Genomic DNA, 22159 nt, shown 5'->3' with positions numbered 1-22159 from the left:
AAACCTCTGCCTAACCCTCACTTGTGCTTCATTTTAAAGCAGTGCTTTAAAATTTGCTCAGGAGAGGGAACTATGAGATTGAAAAATGAATATTACAAATGAACAAATGCGTTTTTGGAGTCCTGAAGTACGTGAGTTAGAACCGTATGTTCCAGGTGAGCAACCAAAAATTCAAAACTTATTGAAGTTAAATACCAACGAAAATCCGTATCCGCCATCGCCTAAAGTGGTTGAAGCAGTTCAAGCAGTTTTAGCAAATTCGGCAGATGTACTTCGTTTATATCCCGACCCTGATGCGTCTGCATTAAAACAAGCCATTGCTAAACAGCAGGATGTTGCTGTTGAAAATGTATTTGTTGGAAATGGTTCAGATGAAGTTTTAGCGCATATTTTTAAAGCGTTTTTTATTCAAGATAAGCCGATTCTTTATCCAGATATTACTTACAGTTTTTATCCTGTTTATAGTCAATTTTTTGGTCTTTCAACAAAAACTAAAATTTTACCTTTGAATGATGATTTTGAAATTGTAGTTGATGATTATAAACAGCCGAATGGCGGTATTATTATCACCAACCCAAATGCACCAACTAGTATTGCTTTGGGGCTTTCTGCAATTGAAGAAGTACTTCAAGCAAACCCTAATTCTGTGGTTGTGATTGATGAAGCTTATGTCGACTTTGGTGCTGAATCTGCGGTAAGTCTAGTTGAAAAGTATGAAAATTTAGTGGTGTGTCAAACTACCTCTAAATCACGTTCTTTAGCAGGTTTGCGTGTTGGTTTTGCAATTGCTCAACCACATTTAATTGCTGCGCTTGAGGCGGTAAAAAATAGCTTTAACTCTTATCCGATAGACCGTTTTGCAATTGCTGCTGCTGTGGCATCGTTTGAAGATCAAGTATATTTTGAAGAGCAAAATCGTAAAGTAATTGAAAGCCGTGAAAAGTTAGTAGCTCAATTGGCAGATCTTGGTTTTGAAACTTTACCATCAAGCGCAAACTTTATTTTCACCACGTTACCATCGAAAGATGCAGGTGAATTGGCGAGTCAATTACGTGAATATGGCATTATTGTGCGCTACTTTAATAAGCCTCGCATTAATCAATTCTTACGTATTACGATTGGTACAGATGAGCAAAATCAGCGTTTAGTCGATACGTTGAAAAATGAAATTTTGGGGTAATTGCTACCGAATATAACAGAAGATAAATCCACCCTAACTTTCCTTCGATAAAAGAGGGAAACTTCTCCCTTTTAACAAAGAGAGAGGTTGGGAGGGATTAAAAAAAGCGACTCAAATGAGTCGCTTTTTTTATTTAGCTTTATGCCAAGTATTGAGTAAGTTGAGTAAGGCATCGACTTTATCGAAGCATTCTTGATACTCGGCATCACAATTTGAGGCAATGGTAATTCCACCACCAGCCCAAATTGAAAGCCCGTTTTGGTATTTTTGAATTGAACGGATAAGGATGTTCCAAGAACCTGTACCATCGGAGTTAAAATAACCCATAGAGCCACAGTAAACACCGCGAGCACCTTGTTCAAGTTCATCAATAATTTGCATTGCTCGAATTTTAGGTGCACCTGTAATTGATCCACCTGGTAATGCAGACATGAGAACATCGAAAGGTTGTACATTTTCCTTTAGGGTTGCTTCAATTTCACTGACCATGTGGTGAACTTGGTTAAAGCTTTCAATATTGAACAATTTAGGCGTTTTTACTGAGCCAACTTCTGCATACACACTTAAATCATTTCGTAATAAATCAACAATCATGACATTTTCAGCCTGATCTTTTTCTGAATGTTTTAAGGTGTTTTTAGATTGCTCATCTAAAATTGGATCGTTATAACGTGGCATTGTGCCTTTAATAGGTTTGGTCACAATTTTTTTATTGGTTTCAAAATCTATGAATAATTCAGGTGAACAACTGAGTAATTCAAAATCATTTATACGCAAATACCCTGAATATGGTGCATTGGTTAGTGCCCAAAATGCATCGGCAGTAGATAACAGTGAGCCATCTGCTTGAGCGTTAAATTCTTGCGTTAAATTAATTTGATAACAGTCACCAGCCACAATGTAATCTTGTACTTTTTGAAAAGCATTGGTGTATTGTTTTTTATTCCAACGACTTTGGCACGGTGCGTGAAGTTCAAGTATTTTTGCTGATGTTTTAGTTTTAGTAAGCTGTTCAACTTCTTGAAAAGTACTTGAAGCCTGAGTGTCAAAACTATTGAAATACCACGTATCATTTTCAAAACTTAAATAATGTTTGAATTGACCTAAGAACAAACTCGGTTGTACTTTTTCTTGCGCTTGAACTTGTTGATTTGCGGCATAGTCATAACTTACAAAACCCATAGTCAAACAAGGAGATTGTATGTTTAAGCTTGCATTAAAAAAATCATTTAAACACTGAAATTGTGCCGATGAAAATTGAATATCATGGTTTTGTATAAGTACAGAATGTTCTGCTGAAAAACCAATAATAGGTTTGAAATTGTTATTTAGGTAAATGAGATGACGATATGTCTGTAAACATTCAAGAAGTTCCTGAGTAGAAAACGCTTGTTGAGATAAAGCCTGTTTGAATGTCGGAGAGTTCATCATATACAGCAAAAACACATCATTAAATTTCACCTTTATTTTACATGAAACCGAAGTTTAGACACGATAAAAGCAAGAGGAATAAAGAGTTTGAATACTTAAATAAAACAAAAGCCCATTGTTGAATGAGCTTGAGGGTATTTAATGAGGTGAATCTTTAGCCTGTATGATCTAAACGTGAACCAAGTGTTTCTAGATGCGTTGGAAATTCGTTCGTTTTACGATCTTCGAAATAATGGCGCAAAGTACGTTCAACGCTAGGGAACGCAAGTTCATTCCAAGGAATTTCATCTTCACTAAATAAACGAGATTCAATGGTTTCTTCACCTGCGCCAAATTTACCATCAATAATATTGGCTTTAAAAAGTACGTAAATTTGTCCAATACGTGGAATGTTATACATGCAATATAATTTTTCTATCTCAATTTCAGCTTCAGCCTCTTCACGTGTTTCACGTGCTGAACCTTGCTCCATTGTTTCATATAGTTCCATGTAGCCCGCAGGTAGTGTCCATAAACCATAACGCGGTTCAATAGCGCGACGACACAGTAAAACTTTATTTTCCCACAGTGCTAGTGCACCACAGATGACTTTAGGATTTACATAATGAATACTTCCACATTCTGTACAAACACGACGGAGCTGATGGTCACCTAAAGGGATTTTCTCAGTTGTTTTATGTCCACAATTGCCACAGAAGTTCATATTCATCGTCACTGATAAAGGTATTGTCAGAATAACTGAATTTTAGGACTTTGGCATCATCTCTCTTTCATTGGATAGAAATTCAGCTATGATGGAATTAGAGCAAAAAGGATAAAAATTTTATGGATCATAATTCATTGACACAATTGTTGCAGCAAAGGTTGCGCTTCGAGGCAAAAGCCAAGGAAGCTCAAGCGGCTGTATTAATTGCGATTACAGATGAGCAAGATCCTAAAGTTTTATTAACACGCCGTTCTATTATGATGAATAGTCATGCGGGTGAAGTTTCATTTCCTGGTGGTAAGCGTGATCCACAAGATACGAGCAATATTGTTGTTGCCTTGAGAGAAGCTCAAGAAGAAACAGCATTAAATCCGTTTGATGTTCAGTTAATTGGTGATTTGCCTATGCAAAAAGCAAAAAATGGATTAACCGTAAAACCAATCGTTGGGTTAATTCCTCCACACATTGAACTTCAACCACAACCCACTGAAATTGACCGTATTTTTTTTGCATCTTTAAAAAGTTTAATGGATGCGCCAACTATTCCTTATGAAGTGCAATATGCACAACAAAAACTATATTTTCCAAGTATGCAGGTCGAAAATGAAGTGGTTTGGGGGCTAACTGCTCGGATGTTGGTATCACTTTTTCAAAATGGTTTAGATTATAAAAAAGAATGGCCATTACTGCTAAATTCGCCAACTTTAGATACTAAATAAAGTTTTAACTTTCAGGAAGAAAGACATGTTGTATAAATTTCAAGGACATCAACCTAAAGCAAAGCACTTGCCATGGGATGGATGGGTTGCAAATAATGCCACTGTGATTGGTCAAGTTGAACTAGGTAAAGAAGTAAGTGTTTGGTTTGGTGCGGTTATTCGTGGTGATAACAGCAAAATTTCTTTAGGAAATTACACCAACGTCCAAGAGAATGCCGTTCTTCATACAGATGCTGGTATTGAAATGAAAATTGGACAATATGTCACGATTGGGCATCAAGCGATGCTTCATGGTTGTACGGTTGGTGACAACAGTTTAATTGGTATTAACGCAGTTGTACTGAACAATGCTGTGATTGGGAAAAATTGTATTATTGGTGCAAATTCATTAATTCCAGAAGGTAAGGTCATTCCCGATAATTCTGTGGTAATGGGATCACCTGGGAAAGTCGTTAAGACTTTAGATGAATCTGGTGAAGCAATGTTAAAAAACAGTGCATTGCATTATGCAGAGCATTTTAAAAAGTTTGTGCAGTTGGAAGAAGTTCATCTTTAAGCTTGCCAAATAAGGTATTTTTGTACGACTTAAAATTTAAGCTAGATTTAAGTTTCAACGATCAGAATCTCTCGCGAACAATGAACGAGTGGAGTATCATAACCACTATATTTATCTGATTTATTTTAAGGTCGTGCATGAAATTGCTGGCATTGGAAACTGCCAATGAGCAGTGTTCCGTTTCAATTGTAAATGAAACTCAAGCGTTGTTTTTTCAACTAGATACAAGAGCAAAAGCCCAGACTCAAACCATTTTACCTATGATTGAGCAAGGTTTTTCACAAGTTGGAATTCAAGTATCTGATTTAACAGCAATTGCATTTAGTCGCGGACCAGGTTCATTTAGTGGTGTACGTATTAATGCGGCTGTGACACAAGCTTTGGCTTGGTCAAATGATATTCCAGTTATTCCTGTATCGACATTGCAAGCTTTGGCACAAAATGCCTATCGTGAAGCGAAATTAACAGAGGTAACGGCTGTTCTTGATGCTCGTATGAGTGAAGTTTATATTGCAAGTTTTAAGCTTGATGAAAACAATATCATGCAAGCGGTAGATGAAGAGCAATTATTGAGCTATGAAAAAGCAAAACATGTTGTGAAATATCAACTTATAGGCTCAGGTGCTGGTTTGGTCAATGAAGAACAAATACAATACAAGAGCTTAAGTGCAACAGCGGAAGATATTGCTATTATTGCCCGAGAATTAGCGAAACACGAAAATTGGTTGGATGCAGAGCTTGCGTTACCAGTCTATCTACGTGATGACGCTTGGAAAAAAATCCCAGAACAGGGTAAATAATTAGGATTTTTTATGGATCTTTTACTGCTGCTCAAAGCAGCGATTATGGGTATTGTAGAAGGGATCACTGAGTTTTTACCAATTTCAAGTACAGGACACTTAATTTTAGCGTCCGAACTTATGAATTTTTGGACAAAAGAAAAAAGTGATGTATTCGTAATCGCCATACAAATGGGTGCAATTGCAGCTGTAATTTATGAATATTGGGCACGTCTTTGGGGTGCGGCAACGGGCTTAATTACAGGAGAGGCAAAAGGACGTCATTTAGGTTTAGGGCTTATTTTTGCATCTATTCCTATCATGCTGGTAGGACTAACTTTTGGTCAAACAGTAAAAGCATTGTTATTTAATGATGTTGCGGTCGCAATAGGTTTAATTGTTGGTGGCTTCATTATCATGTGGATTGAAAAAAATCCACCACAAGTTCGTGCTCAAGAAGTAGATGATTTAACTTTTAAAGATGCAATATGGATTGGTCTGATACAAGTCTTATCTTTAATTCCGGGAACATCACGTTCAGGTGCAACCATTATTGGTGCAATGTTCTTAGGTGTATCACGTAAAGCAGCAACCGAATTTTCATTCTTTTTAGGTATTCCTGTAATTGTGGGTGCAGGTTTACTCGATTTATATCAAAGCTATGATGTGTTCCAAACTAGCTTTGATTGGTTAGTGCTTACAGTAGGCTTGTTGGTTTCATTTATTTCTGCACTTATATTGATTCGTGCATTAGTTGCGTATGTTGCTAAACGTAACTTTATGATTTTTGCATGGTACCGAATTCTATCAGGTCTCGTGATTTTACTTTTTGCATTTACAGGCTGGAAATTATGGTAAGCGGAATTCGCTTATATACAGAACAAGAATTCCAAGAGAAAGCACAACAGTTCGCTGTTGTGCTTTCTTCTCGTGGAGTACAAGTAAATATTGAGCTAGTTGAAAAATTGAATGCTCGCTTTTTACGTTTAAATCCTGAATTGGCGTTGTGTGTAGATAGTTTTGGATTATGGCTGTGTGCTAATGGCATGAAAATGCAACCCGATTGGAAAGCAGAAGTAGGTCGCTTAAAGAGAGCATCATTAAAGTCTGAAATGATTGCTCGAGCATGTAATTTAGGTGAAAAGCCTAAATTGGTGGATGCAACTGCGGGACTAGGGCATGACAGTTTACTGATGGCGCATTTAGGTGCTGAAGTGACTTTAGTAGAACGTCATCCAGTTTTATTTACATTATTGGAAGATGCACAAAGAACAGCATTGGCAGATCCCTTTTTACAAAAAACAGCTCAACGCATTCATTTAGTATTTTCTGATTCAGCTGACTTTTTGAAACAACAAGCTGAACAGGGCAGTATTTTTGATGTTGCTTATCTTGATCCAATGTTTCCACAACGTGATCAAAACCAACAAGCAGAAAAGAAACAAGCACAAGTTAAAAAGCAAATGCAATTATTGCATTTAATTTTACCTGAAGATGGTGAAATGGATTTAGGTGATAACTTACTTGAATTAGCACAAAAAATTGCAAAGCGAGTTGTAGTCAAACGCCCAAGACTTGCCGTATTTTTAGCAAATCAAGAACCAAATCATCAATGGCAAGGAGATGCTTGTCGTTTTGATGCATATTTTCAACATGATCTTGCTTAGTATTTTGGTAACTACTTAAATAAACTGCAAAGATTTGAGATATAGTGAAAAAACGTCATTGATAAAAAAATTATCAGGCATAAACTAATTATTCAAATTGCGGTCTATAACAACACGTTGAACCTATGATTGATTTCAAACCCTCCATAAACTTCTGGCATGATCTTAAAAGCAATCAAACTGCTGGATTATGGCTATTCTTAGGTTCACGACGTTCTTTACAAATTGTACGCCCATCTATTTTTCAGCTTATTTTTTGGGGAATATTGGGTGGTGCTGCAAACACATTATTTAGCTGGTTAAGTGCGGGTGAACTAGGGGAATTTAATCCTCAAGGTTTAGTTAGTTATGCACTTTGGCCATTCATTGCGCTTATTGTCGGGATTTTTTTATCTCAACGTGTTAATAATCCGCGATTAATGCTTGTTCCAGCATTGCTTTGGTTAGTGCTAGATACTCATATCGCATTATTACAAAGCTTTATTCAATATTTGGGTATGGTTGATGTACTGCCTTATGCGCTTTACGACTATTTACCTATATTGTTTATGGTGTTGTTTGTTTGGCAAAGCCTTGCTGTAGTTTGGGTGTTTGCACGTGAGTTAAATTGGCCGTGGTGGGAGCGTGCTCTTATTATTGCTGCAACATTATTCACGTTAGTTGTTTGGCAAATGTCTGTAAAAAGTCAGCCTATTTGGAAGGTGGAAGATGTTCCACCATCTTTTAGTGAAGAGTCTTTTTATGCTCAAAACCGAATTTTAAATAAAGCACTTGAAGGTATTGAGTTTGGTGAGTTTGCACAATCACATTGGTATTTTTTAGGTGTGGCAGGTGCAAGTTATCAAGATGTTTTCATGTCTGAAATTGAACGTATAAAAGAACAGTTTGATACCCGATTTGGAACTTTTTCACGCTCTATGATTCTTGTAAATAATCCAATGACACGAAATGTCATTCCTATTGCATCTAGAACGAGTATGGAAATGGCACTGCGCCGTATGGGACAGCAGATGAATAGGGAAAGTGATGTGTTATTTTTATATATGACATCACATGGATTACCAAATCAGTTTGAAATGGAAAATGCACCAATAGACTTAAAACAAGTCGATCCAAAATGGCTGAAAGATACTTTAGACAAGTCTGGCATTCGTTGGCGTGTGATTGTAATTTCAGCATGCTATTCAGGAAGTTTTGTTTCTGAATTGCAAGATGAAAACACTTTAATTATTACTGCATCAGCAGCAGATAGGGCATCATTTGGTTGTTCAAATGAAGCAGATTATACGTATTTTGGCCGTGCTTTCTTTGATCAGGCAATGCGTGAGCAGCACTCGATGTTTGATGCCTTTAATCAGGCGAAAGATACTGTTGCGAAATGGGAAAATGCACAAGGTTTTGAACCATCGGAACCGCAATGGGCTATTGGTAAAAATATGGAGTTAATGCTGCCTCAATTTGAGCAACGTTTATTTCCGCAGGTGAATCCTGTAAAAACAACATCGAATGTGGAAATGCCACTGACTATTCATTGATTTAAAAGGGGAGTTTTATGGAATTAATCCAAAATAATAGATGTTTTAATGGTGAGCAGCGCATTTATAAGATTAATTCCACAAGCCTAAAAGGTGAAAGTAAATTTGGTATTTATCTTCCTAAAAAGGCTTTAAATGGTGAAGCCTGTCCCGCATTATTTTATTTAGCAGGTTTGACCTGTACGGAAGAAACTTTTGCTATAAAAGCGCATGCGCAGCAATTAGCAGCACAACTTAACCTGATTTTAATTACGCCTGATACATCACCACGTGGTGAAAATGTTGAACAGGGTGATCATTGGGATATTGGTCAGGGGGCGGGGTTTTATATTAATGCGACACAAGCTCCGTGGAATGAACATTTCCAGATGGAAATGTTCATTGCAAATGAACTTTATGCATTAGTTAATCAAGAGTTTTTAATAGAGCAGAATAAAATTGGAATCTTTGGACATTCTATGGGAGGGCATGGTGCATTAACACTTGCACTTAAATATCCTGAAAAGTTTAAGTCTGTTTCTGCATTTGCACCAATCTGTGCACCAAGCCAATGTCCTTGGGGTGAAAAAGCATTTTCTAGTTATTTAGGCTTAGATAAATCTGAATGGTTAGCACATGATGCAACTGCTTTAGTAAAACAAAAAGGCGCTTTATTTGCAGATATTTTAATTGATCAAGGATTAAATGATCAGTTCTATTCTCAGTTGAATCCAACTTTGTTGGAACAAGCATGTGCTACAGTAGGTCAAAAAATAACTTTACGTGAACATGAAGGCTATGATCATGGATATTACTTTATTCAAAGTTTTATTGAAGATCATTTGAAATTTCATCATGAACAATTACAAGCTTAGATATAGGCTACCTCATCTCATATTTGTAAGTTTTTTATGATTCAGAGATAATGCGTTTTATCTTTTATAAGATTTAACGCATTTTTTTTGATCTATTTAAAGTAGGTCTTTGACTGATAACAAAATTAAAAATAACTGGATTTTTCATGCAAACACCAGAAGGTAATTTAGACAATCAATCTATTGTAGAACCACCATTTCCACCAGAACTTCCTCCTGCACAGAGCGAAGTAGAGCACTGGAAAAAGAAACACTCTTTCTACTTTCATGGAAATGCATCTGAATACTTTGGTATTTGGATTGTGAATATTCTTTTAACGATTGTGACGATAGGCTTATATGCTCCTTGGGCAAAAGTACGTCGTTTACGTTATTTTTATGGAAATACAGAATTTTTTAAGCGCCGTTTTGACTTTACAGGTATACCTCGTAAAATTTTAATTGGTCGTTTAATTGCTTTAGGGCTTTATATCGCATTTTCGGTGATTTCGAGCTATTCACTGAAGGCAACATTAATTGGCTTGGTTATAATTTATTTTGTTGTACCGTGGTTAATTCGTGCAACTCTTCGCTTTAAAGCAAGAAATAGTAAGTTTGGTAATAGCAGATTTTATTTTTCTGGAACAAATAAAGAAATTTATTTGGTGTTTTTCAAATCCATTCTACTAACAATATTTACATTAGGTTTATTTTATCCTGTCGCAGTTTGGTTGTTTAAAAAATATAGTTTAGATCATTTATATGTTGGGCAGCTGAAGTTTAAATTACGTGCAGAATGGTCTGCCTTTATGGGGGCATTTTATTATCCATTTTTAGCATTTATTGCACTCATTGGTATTTCAGCAATTGTGCTTTGGGTTATGGTCGGTTCTTTAGCAAATGTTGGTGTAGATACCATTGGTTATCTTTTTTTTGCAATTTATATATTGGGTTTATTGTTTATTTGGCCCTTAATTTCTGCACGAACTTTTATGGCAACTTGGAACAATACCACGTTAAGTCGTAGTGAATTTCAGACCAATTGTAATCAATGGCGTTATGCGTGGATTATTGTGAGTAATTGGTTTATGAAAATTATCACGATTGGTTTTATGTCTCCTTGGGCAGCAATTCGGTTATATAAATATCAAGTAGAATCATTAAGTTTGAATTTAAAAAATAATCCAGATGAGATGCTAAATCGCATTCAAGAAGATCATAGTGCCATTGCTGAAGAAATTAGTGATGTATTTGACTTTGATGTATCACTGTAACGGGAACTGAATATGCAAACATCGAATGTTGACGTTGTATTTTATGATGGTTTTAGCTCAAAGCCATATCAAGCAAAAGTCTACGCTATAGATGAGAAAAATATTTTAGTGCGTTATGGTGAGCAGCTTGAATTGGAGCGTCTTTATTTGTATGAAGATATGACGCTCATTGGGGCACTAGGAAAAATTCATCCTATTATTGAATTAAAAGATGAGGCTCGATTGGAGTTTAGGGAGGCTTTACCTGAATGGTTTCAGCTTAATAGTAAAAAGACATATCACTCGATTTGGAAGCTTGAAAAATCTCCAAGTCTTATTTTGTTTAGTGCAATATTTGTAGCTGCTCTTATATTCGCGACAGTGAAATGGGGTGTGCCTACAGCTGCTTATTATGTGGCAAAACATTTACCTGCCGATACGCTTAAAACAATAGGTGATGAAGCTGAACAATATGTTGTATCTGCTACAAGTGAAACAACTTTATCGGATGTAAGGCGGAAGCAAATTGTTGATAAATATAATAGTATTGTTGCAGATGGCAAGCCTGCCAAAATAGTATTTAGAGCAGGAGAGCAAATAGGCGCAAATGCATTAGCAATTCCTAACAATACCATTATTGTGACGGATGAGTTGGTAGAGCTTGCAAAGAATGATGATGAAATTATTGGTGTTCTTGCACATGAACAAGGACATTTAATTCAAAAGCATAGTCTGCAACAAACTTTATCGAGTTTAGGTTTTAGTGTGATTTTAATTGCGATTACAGGAGATGCATCAGATCTTGTTACAACCGTTCCTGTCGCATTAATTGGTGCTAAATATTCACGTGATTTTGAATCTGAAGCGGATCTTTATGCATTAAATACGATGCATCAACATAAGATTCCAACTGTTCATTTTGCTAATTTTTTACAGCGTTTAGAAGATGATAATAAAGAAGAGTCATCTAAGAATGAAGAAGAGGCTAAAGAGGGTTCAGTATTTGATTTTTTACAAAGCCATCCTGCAACTAAGGCTCGAATTCAGGCTGTAAGAGATTTTGATGCACAACAACAAAAATAGATTTAAGTAAGTTTTATAAAAATAAGGGAGGTCTATGCCTCCCTTATTCATTTTTATACTGCGACAATATTCAATTAATTACGTGACCAGTTTGCATGAAGTTCTTCTTGTCCCATACGAATCAAGTGATCTAAAACAACTTGTTCTAGTTTTTCTTGTGAAAATTCATCAGATTTAAAATCAATATTTACTTGGAGTGAATCTGTGTTTGGACTTAATGTCACTGTTGCACTTGGCATAAAAATTTTCATCTCTAATTCAGTTTGCTCAACATCAAATTTATGTTTCCAGTGATTGAGTAGGCGTTTTGCTATTTTTGAGGCTTGTGCTGTTTCAATGTGAGCTTGGCTTTTCATATTTTATACTCTTGTATATTTCACATAATTTTAACAAATATTATAAACGAGAATAATTCTCATATTGTAACATTGCGTTTGAAAAATAGAACGTTCATCGTGATGTGAATAATTCAACAACCCGCACTGAATCACAATTTGCTATAATTACAGGATCAATCCAAATACCAGCAAGGTTCCCTTACATGTCCAAGCCATATTTAATTGCGCCATCAATTTTATCAGCAGATTTCGCTCGTTTAGGTGAAGAAGTTGAAAATGTTATTGCAGCAGGTGCTGATGTCGTACATTTTGATGTTATGGATAACCACTATGTTCCAAATTTAACATTTGGTGCAGGCGTATGTAAGGCACTTAAAAAATATGGCATTAAAGCACCTATTGATGTGCATTTAATGGTGTCTCCAGTTGATCGTATGATTGGTGACTTTTTAGATGCTGGTGCAGATATTATTACGTTCCATCCTGAAGCATCAGATCATATTGATCGTTCATTGCAATTAATTAAGGCGGGTGGTGCAAAAGCTGGTCTAGTATTTAATCCTGCAACACCATTACATTACCTAGATTACGTGCTAGATAAAGTGGATCAAATTTTATTGATGAGCGTGAACCCTGGTTTTGGTGGCCAAAAATTTATTCCAATGACATTGGAAAAATTGCGTGAAGCACGAAAAATTATTGATGCTTCAGGTCGTGACATTCGTTTAGAGGTAGATGGTGGTGTAGGGCCTGCAAATATTCGTGAAATTGCAGAAGCTGGCGCAGATATGTTTGTTGCAGGTTCAGCTATTTTTGGTAAGCCAGATTATCAAGCTGTAATTAACGAAATGCGCTCAGAACTTGCAAAAGTAGGTTTAGTTCAAGCTTAGGGTATTTTGAATAAGTTATCTACAATCTGTGGATAACTTTGTTTATAACTGTATAGATATCTATGTTTGTAACTATATGGATAACTCGATTAATTTATAAACATTTAAGTGTCAACGGTTTGCAAATTATACAAAAAATGTCTAAAAAGGATTCAAATGAGTCCTTTTTTTGTGTTTTTAGTTTAGCTGGTAGTCGTGTGTTTATTAACCTTTTGTTTAAAAAGTGACTGATGAATAAATAGCTTTATTATTTTAATGATCATTTTTTTACTTTGTTGCTGTATTGTTAATTGTAAATTTAAAATTTGTGTATAAAACAACACTCGGTTATTCTCAAGCGCGAATGAGGAACACATTCAAAGAATAGACCTATTGTTGTCATAAAAGGCTATGCCCATGCAGTTCATGAAACGTAAAAGTATTACTTTTGTTTTACTTGTCACTATGTTGATGAGTTGGACAGGTATTGCCTTTGCTTTCGTGCCTGCAACTCAAGTACAAAAAAATTTAGAACATACTAAATTTGAATCAAACTCACATCACGTTTCATCTATAAATCATTGTCAAGATATGGCGGAGCATGCTGAACCAATGCCTGCCAATGATCACTGTCAAGAAAATGTAAGTACGCATCAGCAACACATGTCACATGACAATTGCCACGGATGTATAACACCGCAATGTCAAATATCGGTGTTTAATATTGATGTTGTAGATGAACAGCAGTTTAATTTAGATAAAGTTGTCTTACCAACAGCTCGAAATTTTGTATATTCAAGGTTCCATTCTTCCGATTTTAGACAAGATATTTTACGCCCTCCACAAGCTTAATCCTGAATTTACTTTATATTTTTCAAATTCAAGGATTAGTCATGTCTATCAAATTACACCAGCAACTACTTATAGTAGTTAGCATATTCACATCCACTTATACATTTTCAGCAGTAAAGGAATATCACCTGACAATTGATGAGAAAATGGTGAATGTTACTGGGAAATTAGTCAAAAAAATCACGGTCAATGGTCAGTTTCCTGCACCACTTCTTGAGTTTGAAGAGGGGGATGATGCGGTTATTCATGTACATAATAATCTTAAAAATCAGGATACTTCAGTACATTGGCATGGATTGTTATTGCCAGGATTAATGGATGGTGTACCAGGATTTAACCAGTTTAAAGGAATCGCACCGAAGAAAGATTTCACTTATAAATTTAAGGTTCGTCAAAACGGAACATATTGGTATCACGCACATTCAAAAGGGCAAGAACAAGATGGCTTATATGGACCATTGGTGATTTACCCGAAACATAAACAGCCTGTTACTACTGCTGAAAAAACAGATCGTGATTATGTGGTAATGCTGTCCGATTTTCATGAATCTTCAAGTGAACAGATTATGGCAAATTTGAAGAAATCATCGGAATTTTATCAAAATCGCCGTGAAACATTAAAAGATGTTTTTGTTCAAATTAAAAAAGATGGTTTAAAAAATACATGGCAAGATCGTTCTATGTGGAACCAAATGCGCATGTTAAAAACTGATTTGTCTGATGTAACGGGTTACACATTTTTGGTGAATGGAAAAACACCTGAACAAAATTGGACAGGCGTATTCAATCCTAATGAAAAAGTACGCTTGCGTGTGATTAATGCATCGGCAATGTCTTTTTTTGATGTCCGAATTCCAAACTTAAAAATGACTGTGGTTAGTGCCGATGGTCAACCTGTAAAACCTGTCAATGTAGATGAGTTTCGTATTGGTGCTGCTGAAACTTATGATGTAATTGTGGAGCCGAAACAAGATCATTATCAAATTCAAGCAGAATCTATTGATCGTACAGGTTTTGCTTTGGCATCTTTGCAAAATCAGCAAGTGAAAGCACCTGAAAAAATTCAAATACCACAAGCAAGACCACGTGCATTATTAACGATGAAAGATATGGGACATGGTTCAATGCAGAGCATGAATCATGAGTCTCATAATATGAATGCTGCAATACACAATGATGATTTAGATCATTCTAAAATGAATCATCAAGCAATGAATCATGATATAGCAACAATGCCTGATCATACTCAAATGCAACATGACCATCATGAAATGACAATGTCTGAACAGAAGAGCGAAGATGCCCAAACTGTGCAAGGATGGGCAAATGCTGCAACCCCTAAAATGAATAAAGCATTGCAATATAGTGATTTAAAATCTTTAACTCCACAGCCAGATACTCGTGAAGCAACGCGTGAGTTGGAAGTTCATTTAGGCGGCACAATGGAGCGCTATATTTGGACAATTAATGGGAAAAAATTTAACGAAGCAGAGCCTTTAAACGTTAAATTTGGTGAACGTATTCGATTGAAGTTTGTTAATGACAGTATGATGGCGCATCCAATGCATTTACATGGCATGTTTATGCAGTTGGAAAATGGGCAGGCATCTTCCGATTTACCGAATAAGCACACTATTGTTGTACCACCAGGTAAAACAATGACAGCTTTATTAACAGCAAATGAAATGGGTGAATGGGCAATTCACTGTCATCTTCTATACCACATGAGTGCTGGTATGATGACAAAACTAATTGTGGCAAATGTAGCTGATGAAAATCAGAACAATAAAAAAGAAACTACATTGCAGAAAGTTGATTTAAAAACAACAACAGACGGAGGTCAACATGCGCATCATTAAGATGAAACATGTTCTTGGCATTTCAATTTTATGTTTAAACGGACAAGCATTTGCAATGGAAAACCATAGCATGCACATGCAGAGCGCTCCAATGAACATGCCAAATATGGAACAACATGAACCTCCATCTGAACATATATCTTCAACTAGTCATGCCGATCAAGCTCATAATGCAGACCATACAAAGGAGCATGGTGGGCAAATTTATCAATCGACTGAACTTAGTAATAAGTGGTTGGTAGATGAATCAGGCAAAGGTATTTGGCTAGGAGAGATAGAAAGCTGGATTGGTACAGATGAAAATAAACTTTTCACAAAGGTACATGTAGAAAAAGAGGAGTCTGAAAAAAGCAGTTATGATGCTAAGTTTATGTACAGCCGTGCGATGGCAGATTTTTGGGATATTCAAGCAGGTGTTCGTTATACCTATGATCCATCTCATGAAGATGAAAAGTCGCAAACTTATGCTGCTTTAGGTTTAAATGGATTAGCACCATACTTTTTTGATACAGATATTTATGCCTTTATAGGAAAAGATAAGCAATTTTTATTAAGTATTGAATCTGATCGAGATGTTTTACTAACACAAAAATTGATTCTGAAGCCTTATTTTGATGCGCAATTTGTATTGAATGATGACTCAAAATATGCAAAAAAATCGGGTTTAAGTGAGTTGCATTTTGGTTTAGAAACACGCTATGAAATTACCAAAAACATTAAGCCTTATATTGATGTATCTTATGGCTATGAAAAAGGTGATAAAGAAACGAATTGGCAAGATCAGTCTGACTCTAAAAAGTCGTGGTTATATGGCGTAGGTGTTCAGTTTAATTTTTAATAAAAATAACCATGCTATTGGGTGCAATAGCATGGTTTTGTCTTATTTATAGGGTTAAGTTTAGTTAAATAGTCAAGAAATGTAATAGCGACATTCATAAAACATGAAATAATTTATACTTGTAAGATTAGAGGGACGCCCCCCTTATTTAGAAAATGATCCTTATATTTTCTAATAAGTATGATAAGTCAGGACGACCTGACACTTACTTTTTTTTGAGACAGGTTATGGCTTGGATTACATTATTACTTGCAGGTGTATTTGAAATTGTTTGGGCTTATTCAATGAAGCTTTCAGATGGTTTTACTAAAGTGACACCAACAATTGTTACACTTGTATTTATGATTTTAAGTTTTGGTTTGCTTGCATATGCAATGCGGACTTTACCTTTAGGTACGGCTTATACAATTTGGACAGGTATTGGTGCAGTTGGTTCATTTTTAGTTGGTATTTTTATTTTAGGAGAACCTGCATCTGCAATGCGTATGCTTGCAGCGGTACTAATTATTTCAGGGCTAGTGCTTATGAAATTATCATCATCTTAAAATATAAAGCTTTAAAAAAAATCGCCAGTATTTACTGGCGATTTTTTTATATGTAATGAATCGAAATAAAAAATTTATCTTATCATTAGTATTGCGTACTATATCTATACAGCCTCATTGAGATGAGTTATGCAATATTATTTTAAGAAAATACAAACTCCCGTTGGGCAATTAACGCTCGTCGCGCATGATCATGCGCTTATTGCTGTACTTTGGGAAAATGATGATCCGAATAGGGTGAAATTATTAGAACTTAAACAAAACCATGATCATTCAATATTAAATGATGCCGAAAGCCAGTTAACCGAGTATTTTGCAGGGCAGCGAACACAATTTAATTTGCCACTTGAATTTAAGGGTACAGATTTTCAAAAAGCTGTTTGGTCTGCATTGTTAAATATTCCATTTGGTGAAACTCGGACGTATAAACAAATTGCCGAATCCATTGGTAATGTGAAAGCTGTTCGTGCTGTTGGGGCTGCGAATGGTAAAAATCCTATTTCAATTATTGCACCTTGCCATCGGGTGATTGGTGCAAATGGAAAGTTGGTTGGTTTTGCAGGTGGATTAGAGAATAAGGAAATTTTATTAAAGTTAGAATCGTAAACGTATTTTGTAATTTAAAAAAGCATAAGGATTAGAAGATTGATGGGCTATAATTACATATATCAAAAAATGCTAAATAAAGAACAAAATAGTCAATTGGGTGAAAAAGCTATTTAAAAAAGATGAAATGCTGATTATTCATGATTTAAGAGCATGCTTATCAAAAAAATCGCTATTAAATATGTAAAAAACGCATTTTGTTGATAGATTAAATATCGTTATGCTGTGCAACAATAAAATGAAACTACTAGCTGTACGCCATGTATTTATATACTGATTTTGATCAGCAACTGATTAATGAACGTGTTGCACAGTTCCGTGACCAAACGGAACGTTATTTAGCAGGCAAATTGACGGAAGATGAATATCGTCCATTACGTCTACAAAATGGTTTGTACGTACAACGCTATGCACCAATGCTGCGTGTAGCTGTACCATACGGCTTAATGAACTCTAAACAACTTCGCAAAATTGCAGAATTGGCAAAAGAGTATGACCGTGGTTATGCACACGTATCAACACGTCAGAACTTTCAGTTTAACTGGCCTGCACTAGAAAATGTTCCAGATATGCTTGCAGAACTTGCAACAGTTCAAATGCACGCAATTCAAACATCAGGTAACTGTATTCGTAATACGACAACTGACCAATATGCTGGTGTGGTTGCAGGTGAAATTGCGGATCCACGTCCAACGTGTGAATTAATTCGTCAGTGGTCTACTTTCCATCCAGAATTCGCATTCTTACCACGTAAGTTCAAAATTGCAGTATCTGCTCTTGAAGAAATTGACCGTGCAGCAACAGCTTTCCACGACATTGGTGTTTATATTGTACGTAATGAAGCAGGTGAGCTTGGTTATAAAATTAAAGTCGGTGGTGGTTTAGGTCGTACGCCTATTATTGGTAGTTTCATTCGAGACTTCCTACCACGTGAAGACTTAATTGCTTATTTAGAAGCAGTTCTTCGTGTTTATAACTTACATGGTCGTCGTGATAACAAATATAAAGCACGTATCAAAATCTTAGTAAAAGCACTTACGCCTGAAGTATTCGCTGAGAAAGTTGAAGCTGAATTTGCACATACGATTAAAACATTGAAAGTCGATGCTGAAACTTTAGCGAAAATGGATGAGAACTTCACACCATTTGACTATCAAGATTACGCAGATGAAGATTTCTCTGAGCTTTTCGCTGCACATCCGAAATTCAAACAATGGTTCAACATCAATACGAATGCACACAAAGTGAAAGGTTATCGTATCGTAACGATTTCATTGAAACGTGCAGGTGTAGCACCAGGCGATGCAACAACAGAAGAATTAAACTTAATTGCTGAACTTGCAGATAAGTACACTTTTGGTGAGTTGCGTACAACACATGAGCAAAACATTGCCCTTGTAGATGTGCCACAAAAAGACTTATTTGAGCTTTGGACGACTCTTGAAAAGAATAACTTAGCTCGTGCACATATTGGTTTTATAACAGATATTATCTGCTGCCCAGGCGGTGACTTCTGTTCATTGGCAAATGCGAAATCTATTCCAATTTCTGAAGCAATTTCACGCCGTTTTGATGATTTAGATACGATTTACAACTTAGGTAAATTAGATTTAAACATTTCGGGTTGTATGAATGCATGTGGTCATCACCACGTGGGTAATATTGGTATTTTAGGCGTAGACAAAAAAGGCGCAGAATTTTACCAAATTACCCTTGGTGGTAACGCAGATCACGATGCTTCAATTGGTGACATTCTTGGTCCATCATTTGCTGCAGATAGAGTGCCAGATGTGGTAGAAGAAATTTTAAATACATATCTTGATCTTCGTACTGAAGATGAAGAGTTCATCGATACTTATCGCCGTGTTGGCATTCAACCATTTAAGGAGCGTGCATATGCTTAATACCGCACTTCAAGTGCTCTCTAAAGATGGCACGATTGCAGACAATACTTACCAACTTATTGGTGAAGATGGTGTATTACCGCAAGGTGATGTTGTTTTAACTGTTGAGCAGTTAGATCAAATTGCCAATGTTTCAGGTAAAAAAGCATTGTACTTAACGGTTGATGCTTCTCCTGAAACAAATGAATTTCCACTTGATCAATTCGATGCAATTTTTATTGAATTTGCAGGCTTTAACGATGGTCGTGGATATTCATTTGCTGCATTGTTACGTCGTCAAGGTTACCAAGGCGAACTTCGTGCAACGGGTGATGTATTTAAAGATGTGTTGAACTATATGAAGCGTTCTGGTTTTGATACCTTCGTGATTAAAGAAGGTAAAGATATTCAAGAAGCGGCAGCAGGTTTAGGTGATTTTACCAACCCGTATCAAGCATCAACTGCGGTTGAAAAAGCGAATTACCAAACAGGTGCTTAATCTGTTGAAATAAAAAGCCTCCCAAGTGGAGGCTTTTTTTATTTCCTAAATTTTTATGAGGAAGTCTCCCTTTATAAAGGGAGATTTAGAGGGATTTTTTTAGAATAATCTCCCCAAACCCCTCTTTTCAAAGAGGGGCTTAAAAGCTTAGATTATTTCAATCGCCACCGCAGTCGCTTCACCACCACCAATACAAAGTGACGCAATACCACGCTTACCACCTGTACGTTTAAGTGCATGAATCAAAGTTAAAATAATACGAGAGCCAGTAGAACCAACAGGGTGACCTAAAGCGCAAGCACCACCGTTAATATTTACTTTTTCAGCATCAAGTTTAAATTCATCAATTGGGCACATGGTGACCATTGCAAATGCTTCATTAATTTCCCAAAGGTCAACATCTTGAGCATCCCAACCTGTTTTATCTAAAACTTTTTGAATTGCACCTACAGGTGCAATGGTAAATTCAGAAGGATGTTGAGAATTAGATGCATAAGCCACAACCTTAGCCAAAGGTTTTAATCCTTTCTCTGCTGCAACATCACTTGATGTAATCACAAGAGCAGAAGCACCATCCGAAATTGAGCTTGCATTTGCAGCTGTAATTGTTCCATCTTTAGCAAAAGCAGGGCGTAGGGTTGGAATTTTTTCAATATTGGCATTAAACGGTTGTTCGTCCTTATCGACAATAACATCACCTTTGCGAGAAGAAACAGTTACAGGGGTAATTTCATCGACAAAGTAGCCTTGAGTAATTGCCGTTTGTGCACGTTTTAATGAGCGAATAGCAAAATCATCCATTTGTTCACGTGTATAACCTTTAGTATTTGCCATATCTTGAGCAAAAGAACCCATTAAACGACCCGTTTCAGCATCCTCTAAACCATCGAAGAACATATGATCTTTAATTTCACCATGCCCCATACGTAAGCCACCACGCGCTTTGGGAATGATATAAGGTGCATTACTCATAGATTCCATACCGCCAGCAACAATAATGTTTGCTGAACCTGCTTTAATAGCATCAGCAGCTTGCATCACTGCTTTCATACCTGAACCACATAACTTATTAATAGTCGTAGCGCCTGTTGTATCAGGTAAGCCAGCTTTGCGCATCGCTTGGCGAGCAGGACCTTGTTTTAACCCAGCAGGTAGAACACAACCCATAATGACTTCTTCGATATCTGAAGGTTGTAAACCTGAGCGAGAAATTGCAGCTTCAATGGTCGTGGCACCTAGTTCAGGTGCAGTTACACTTGATAAGCTACCTTGGAAGCCACCCATAGCGGTACGAGCACCATTCACAATTACGATATCTGTCATTGTTGTATCTCCGTTTAAGTTCTAATCAAAATTTTGGGTTTTAAGCAGTATATTCAAAAAAGGTGATGAATAAAGTGAAAAACACTACATCCTTTAGACTAATGAGTTCTAACAATTTTGACTATCTTCTATCCGAATGTGTCCCATTTTGCTTAAAACAATGCGTTTGTTCGCTGAATTTTGAAATGAGCAATAAAAAAAACTTCCATTGGAACCTATAGGTAATCCATCATGTTTTGCCATAAATGTTAGAGTTGGAGATGAAAGTGTACCTCGCCAATCTAAAGAGCCATATTTCAGGTTGGTTCTTTCATACAGAATAATTTTTTCATTGGCATCAATTTTTTTATTTTGATTGTTATCTAAAAAAATAAGAATACCAGTGTGCCAGAGTGCTTTTTGACATTGCTGACCATCTTCAGTTGAGCAGATGGTTACATTTATTCTATGTGTTGAAGCATGACTTTTTGCCGTTAAATTACTATAAAGTAATATTTTTTGAACTTTATTAAGTTCTTCACGTGCCATATGCTGATGGAAATAAGGAATTGTATAGAAGTATATAATCGAAATTATTGCAGTACAGATCACGATTTCTATCAAGGAAAAACCAAAATATTTTTTATAAAACATAGCATTATGAAACTTTTTAATTAAGTGTTGGGTGTTTTTTAGGAATTAAAGTATTGTTTTTAAATATCTTTTTTGTTAAAAATAATAGTTACTTAAATTTTAATAAAAATGTTAGAATTAAAGACAAGTGAAAATAAGCTATTTGTTTGTATAATTGGATAAAAAATTACCG

23 protein-coding genes are annotated in these 22159 nt (G+C 36.0%); 18 read left to right on the top strand and 5 right to left on the bottom strand.

Annotated features, from left to right (window positions below):
• The first annotated feature begins 85 nt into the window (after positions 1–85).
• Positions 86–1180: a histidinol-phosphate transaminase gene (hisC, locus tag AC5YDH_RS10930; RefSeq protein ID WP_496119441.1), complete on the top strand. Its 1095-nt coding sequence runs from the start codon at positions 86–88 to the stop codon at positions 1178–1180.
• A gap of 129 nt (positions 1181–1309) precedes the next feature.
• Here hisC and AC5YDH_RS10925 read toward each other — a convergent pair whose 3' ends face one another.
• Together AC5YDH_RS10925 and AC5YDH_RS10920 are read right to left on the bottom strand one after the other, a co-directional pair.
• Positions 1310–2608 carry an anthranilate synthase component I family protein gene (locus AC5YDH_RS10925; protein WP_496119439.1) on the bottom strand — a complete coding sequence of 433 codons (1299 nt, stop codon included), beginning with the start codon at positions 2606–2608 and terminating at the stop codon, positions 1310–1312.
• Positions 2609–2765: 157 nt separating this feature from the next.
• Complete coding sequence (locus tag AC5YDH_RS10920; protein ID WP_496119455.1) at positions 2766–3314, bottom strand: NUDIX hydrolase; 549 nt, start codon at positions 3312–3314, stop codon at positions 2766–2768.
• Between the two features lie 122 nt (positions 3315–3436).
• Between AC5YDH_RS10920 and AC5YDH_RS10915 the strand changes: the two genes are divergently transcribed.
• From AC5YDH_RS10915 to AC5YDH_RS10875, 9 genes are all read left to right on the top strand, one after another.
• Complete coding sequence (locus tag AC5YDH_RS10915) at positions 3437–4036, top strand: CoA pyrophosphatase (RefSeq protein WP_496119437.1); 600 nt, start codon at positions 3437–3439, stop codon at positions 4034–4036.
• Positions 4037–4061: 25 nt separating this feature from the next.
• A complete protein-coding gene (locus tag AC5YDH_RS10910) occupies positions 4062–4592 on the top strand; it encodes a gamma carbonic anhydrase family protein (protein ID WP_496119435.1) in 531 nt (176 codons plus the stop codon).
• Between the two features lie 137 nt (positions 4593–4729).
• Complete coding sequence (gene tsaB, locus AC5YDH_RS10905) at positions 4730–5392, top strand: tRNA (adenosine(37)-N6)-threonylcarbamoyltransferase complex dimerization subunit type 1 TsaB (RefSeq protein WP_496119433.1); 663 nt, start codon at positions 4730–4732, stop codon at positions 5390–5392.
• 12 nt (positions 5393–5404) lie between these two features.
• Positions 5405–6229, top strand: a complete 825-nt coding sequence (locus tag AC5YDH_RS10900) for an undecaprenyl-diphosphate phosphatase (RefSeq protein WP_496119431.1) — start codon at positions 5405–5407, stop codon at positions 6227–6229.
• The gene (locus tag AC5YDH_RS10895; RefSeq protein ID WP_496119429.1) at positions 6223–7038 is read left to right on the top strand and encodes a class I SAM-dependent methyltransferase; all 816 of its coding nucleotides are present in this window, start codon (positions 6223–6225) and stop codon (positions 7036–7038) included. The genes AC5YDH_RS10900 and AC5YDH_RS10895 overlap by 7 nt, the downstream gene beginning before the upstream one ends.
• 125 nt (positions 7039–7163) lie before the next feature.
• Positions 7164–8573 carry a C13 family peptidase gene (locus tag AC5YDH_RS10890; protein WP_496119427.1) on the top strand — a complete coding sequence of 470 codons (1410 nt, stop codon included), beginning with the start codon at positions 7164–7166 and terminating at the stop codon, positions 8571–8573.
• A gap of 17 nt (positions 8574–8590) precedes the next feature.
• The gene (gene fghA / locus AC5YDH_RS10885) at positions 8591–9427 is read left to right on the top strand and encodes an S-formylglutathione hydrolase (protein ID WP_496119425.1); all 837 of its coding nucleotides are present in this window, start codon (positions 8591–8593) and stop codon (positions 9425–9427) included.
• Between the two features lie 146 nt (positions 9428–9573).
• Entirely contained in the window at positions 9574–10680 is a 1107-nt protein-coding gene (locus AC5YDH_RS10880) for a YjgN family protein (protein WP_496119423.1), read from the top strand.
• A gap of 12 nt (positions 10681–10692) precedes the next feature.
• Positions 10693–11742: a M48 family metallopeptidase gene (locus AC5YDH_RS10875; RefSeq protein WP_496119421.1), complete on the top strand. Its 1050-nt coding sequence runs from the start codon at positions 10693–10695 to the stop codon at positions 11740–11742.
• 74 nt (positions 11743–11816) lie between these two features.
• On the opposite strand, the gene AC5YDH_RS10870 is transcribed toward AC5YDH_RS10875, so the two are convergent.
• On the bottom strand, positions 11817–12098 hold the full coding sequence (locus AC5YDH_RS10870) for a DUF2218 domain-containing protein (protein ID WP_496119419.1): 282 nt from the start codon (positions 12096–12098) through the stop codon (positions 11817–11819).
• 185 nt (positions 12099–12283) lie between these two features.
• Here AC5YDH_RS10870 and rpe point away from each other — a divergent pair, with 185 nt between their 5' ends.
• The 8 genes from rpe to AC5YDH_RS10830 all read left to right on the top strand — a co-directional run bounded on the left by rpe (position 12284) and on the right by AC5YDH_RS10830 (position 20031).
• Entirely contained in the window at positions 12284–12970 is a 687-nt protein-coding gene (gene rpe, locus AC5YDH_RS10865) for a ribulose-phosphate 3-epimerase (protein WP_496119417.1), read from the top strand.
• Between the two features lie 396 nt (positions 12971–13366).
• Complete coding sequence (locus AC5YDH_RS10860; RefSeq protein WP_496119415.1) at positions 13367–13801, top strand: hypothetical protein; 435 nt, start codon at positions 13367–13369, stop codon at positions 13799–13801.
• A gap of 41 nt (positions 13802–13842) precedes the next feature.
• Positions 13843–15660 carry a copper resistance system multicopper oxidase gene (locus AC5YDH_RS10855; protein WP_496119413.1) on the top strand — a complete coding sequence of 606 codons (1818 nt, stop codon included), beginning with the start codon at positions 13843–13845 and terminating at the stop codon, positions 15658–15660.
• On the top strand, positions 15647–16498 hold the full coding sequence (locus AC5YDH_RS10850) for a copper resistance protein B (protein WP_496119411.1): 852 nt from the start codon (positions 15647–15649) through the stop codon (positions 16496–16498). The genes AC5YDH_RS10855 and AC5YDH_RS10850 overlap by 14 nt, the downstream gene beginning before the upstream one ends.
• A 227-nt stretch (positions 16499–16725) precedes the next feature.
• Positions 16726–17043: a DMT family transporter gene (locus tag AC5YDH_RS10845; protein WP_496119409.1), complete on the top strand. Its 318-nt coding sequence runs from the start codon at positions 16726–16728 to the stop codon at positions 17041–17043.
• 129 nt (positions 17044–17172) lie between these two features.
• Positions 17173–17649: a methylated-DNA--[protein]-cysteine S-methyltransferase gene (locus AC5YDH_RS10840; RefSeq protein ID WP_496119408.1), complete on the top strand. Its 477-nt coding sequence runs from the start codon at positions 17173–17175 to the stop codon at positions 17647–17649.
• A gap of 260 nt (positions 17650–17909) precedes the next feature.
• Positions 17910–19553 carry a nitrite/sulfite reductase gene (locus AC5YDH_RS10835; protein WP_496119406.1) on the top strand — a complete coding sequence of 548 codons (1644 nt, stop codon included), beginning with the start codon at positions 17910–17912 and terminating at the stop codon, positions 19551–19553.
• Positions 19546–20031, top strand: a complete 486-nt coding sequence (locus AC5YDH_RS10830; protein WP_496119404.1) for a DUF934 domain-containing protein — start codon at positions 19546–19548, stop codon at positions 20029–20031. The genes AC5YDH_RS10835 and AC5YDH_RS10830 overlap by 8 nt, the downstream gene beginning before the upstream one ends.
• A gap of 147 nt (positions 20032–20178) precedes the next feature.
• On the opposite strand, the gene AC5YDH_RS10825 is transcribed toward AC5YDH_RS10830, so the two are convergent.
• Together AC5YDH_RS10825 and AC5YDH_RS10820 are read right to left on the bottom strand one after the other, a co-directional pair.
• Entirely contained in the window at positions 20179–21354 is a 1176-nt protein-coding gene (locus tag AC5YDH_RS10825; RefSeq protein WP_496119402.1) for a thiolase family protein, read from the bottom strand.
• Positions 21355–21462: 108 nt separating this feature from the next.
• On the bottom strand, positions 21463–21987 hold the full coding sequence (locus AC5YDH_RS10820; RefSeq protein WP_496119400.1) for a GspH/FimT family pseudopilin: 525 nt from the start codon (positions 21985–21987) through the stop codon (positions 21463–21465).
• Positions 21988–22159 lie beyond the last annotated feature (172 nt).

The sequence above is a fragment of the Acinetobacter sp. FY683 genome (genome assembly GCF_059515885.1).
This window is presented reverse-complemented; position numbering and strand designations above follow the sequence as displayed.

Bases quoted from the DNA above. Each gene is read 5' to 3' on its own strand.
- AC5YDH_RS10835 (WP_496119406.1), top strand. From the start codon at position 17,910: ATGTATTTATATACTGATTTTGATCAGCAACTGATTAATGAACGTGTT.
- AC5YDH_RS10845 (WP_496119409.1), top strand. From the start codon at position 16,726: ATGGCTTGGATTACATTATTACTTGCAGGTGTATTTGAAATTGTTTGG.
- AC5YDH_RS10920 (WP_496119455.1), bottom strand. From the start codon at position 3,314: ATGAACTTCTGTGGCAATTGTGGACATAAAACAACTGAGAAAATCCCT.
- AC5YDH_RS10880 (WP_496119423.1), top strand. From the start codon at position 9,574: ATGCAAACACCAGAAGGTAATTTAGACAATCAATCTATTGTAGAACCA.
- rpe (WP_496119417.1), top strand. From the start codon at position 12,284: ATGTCCAAGCCATATTTAATTGCGCCATCAATTTTATCAGCAGATTTC.
- AC5YDH_RS10820 (WP_496119400.1), bottom strand. From the start codon at position 21,987: ATGTTTTATAAAAAATATTTTGGTTTTTCCTTGATAGAAATCGTGATC.
- AC5YDH_RS10915 (WP_496119437.1), top strand. From the start codon at position 3,437: ATGGATCATAATTCATTGACACAATTGTTGCAGCAAAGGTTGCGCTTC.
- AC5YDH_RS10860 (WP_496119415.1), top strand. From the start codon at position 13,367: ATGCAGTTCATGAAACGTAAAAGTATTACTTTTGTTTTACTTGTCACT.
- AC5YDH_RS10900 (WP_496119431.1), top strand. From the start codon at position 5,405: ATGGATCTTTTACTGCTGCTCAAAGCAGCGATTATGGGTATTGTAGAA.
- AC5YDH_RS10890 (WP_496119427.1), top strand. From the start codon at position 7,164: ATGATTGATTTCAAACCCTCCATAAACTTCTGGCATGATCTTAAAAGC.
- AC5YDH_RS10825 (WP_496119402.1), bottom strand. From the start codon at position 21,354: ATGACAGATATCGTAATTGTGAATGGTGCTCGTACCGCTATGGGTGGC.
- AC5YDH_RS10925 (WP_496119439.1), bottom strand. From the start codon at position 2,608: ATGAACTCTCCGACATTCAAACAGGCTTTATCTCAACAAGCGTTTTCT.
- AC5YDH_RS10910 (WP_496119435.1), top strand. From the start codon at position 4,062: ATGTTGTATAAATTTCAAGGACATCAACCTAAAGCAAAGCACTTGCCA.
- AC5YDH_RS10850 (WP_496119411.1), top strand. From the start codon at position 15,647: ATGCGCATCATTAAGATGAAACATGTTCTTGGCATTTCAATTTTATGT.
- AC5YDH_RS10875 (WP_496119421.1), top strand. From the start codon at position 10,693: ATGCAAACATCGAATGTTGACGTTGTATTTTATGATGGTTTTAGCTCA.
- AC5YDH_RS10870 (WP_496119419.1), bottom strand. From the start codon at position 12,098: ATGAAAAGCCAAGCTCACATTGAAACAGCACAAGCCTCAAAAATAGCA.
- hisC (WP_496119441.1), top strand. From the start codon at position 86: ATGAATATTACAAATGAACAAATGCGTTTTTGGAGTCCTGAAGTACGT.
- fghA (WP_496119425.1), top strand. From the start codon at position 8,591: ATGGAATTAATCCAAAATAATAGATGTTTTAATGGTGAGCAGCGCATT.
- AC5YDH_RS10840 (WP_496119408.1), top strand. From the start codon at position 17,173: ATGCAATATTATTTTAAGAAAATACAAACTCCCGTTGGGCAATTAACG.
- AC5YDH_RS10855 (WP_496119413.1), top strand. From the start codon at position 13,843: ATGTCTATCAAATTACACCAGCAACTACTTATAGTAGTTAGCATATTC.
- tsaB (WP_496119433.1), top strand. From the start codon at position 4,730: ATGAAATTGCTGGCATTGGAAACTGCCAATGAGCAGTGTTCCGTTTCA.
- AC5YDH_RS10830 (WP_496119404.1), top strand. From the start codon at position 19,546: ATGCTTAATACCGCACTTCAAGTGCTCTCTAAAGATGGCACGATTGCA.
- AC5YDH_RS10895 (WP_496119429.1), top strand. From the start codon at position 6,223: ATGGTAAGCGGAATTCGCTTATATACAGAACAAGAATTCCAAGAGAAA.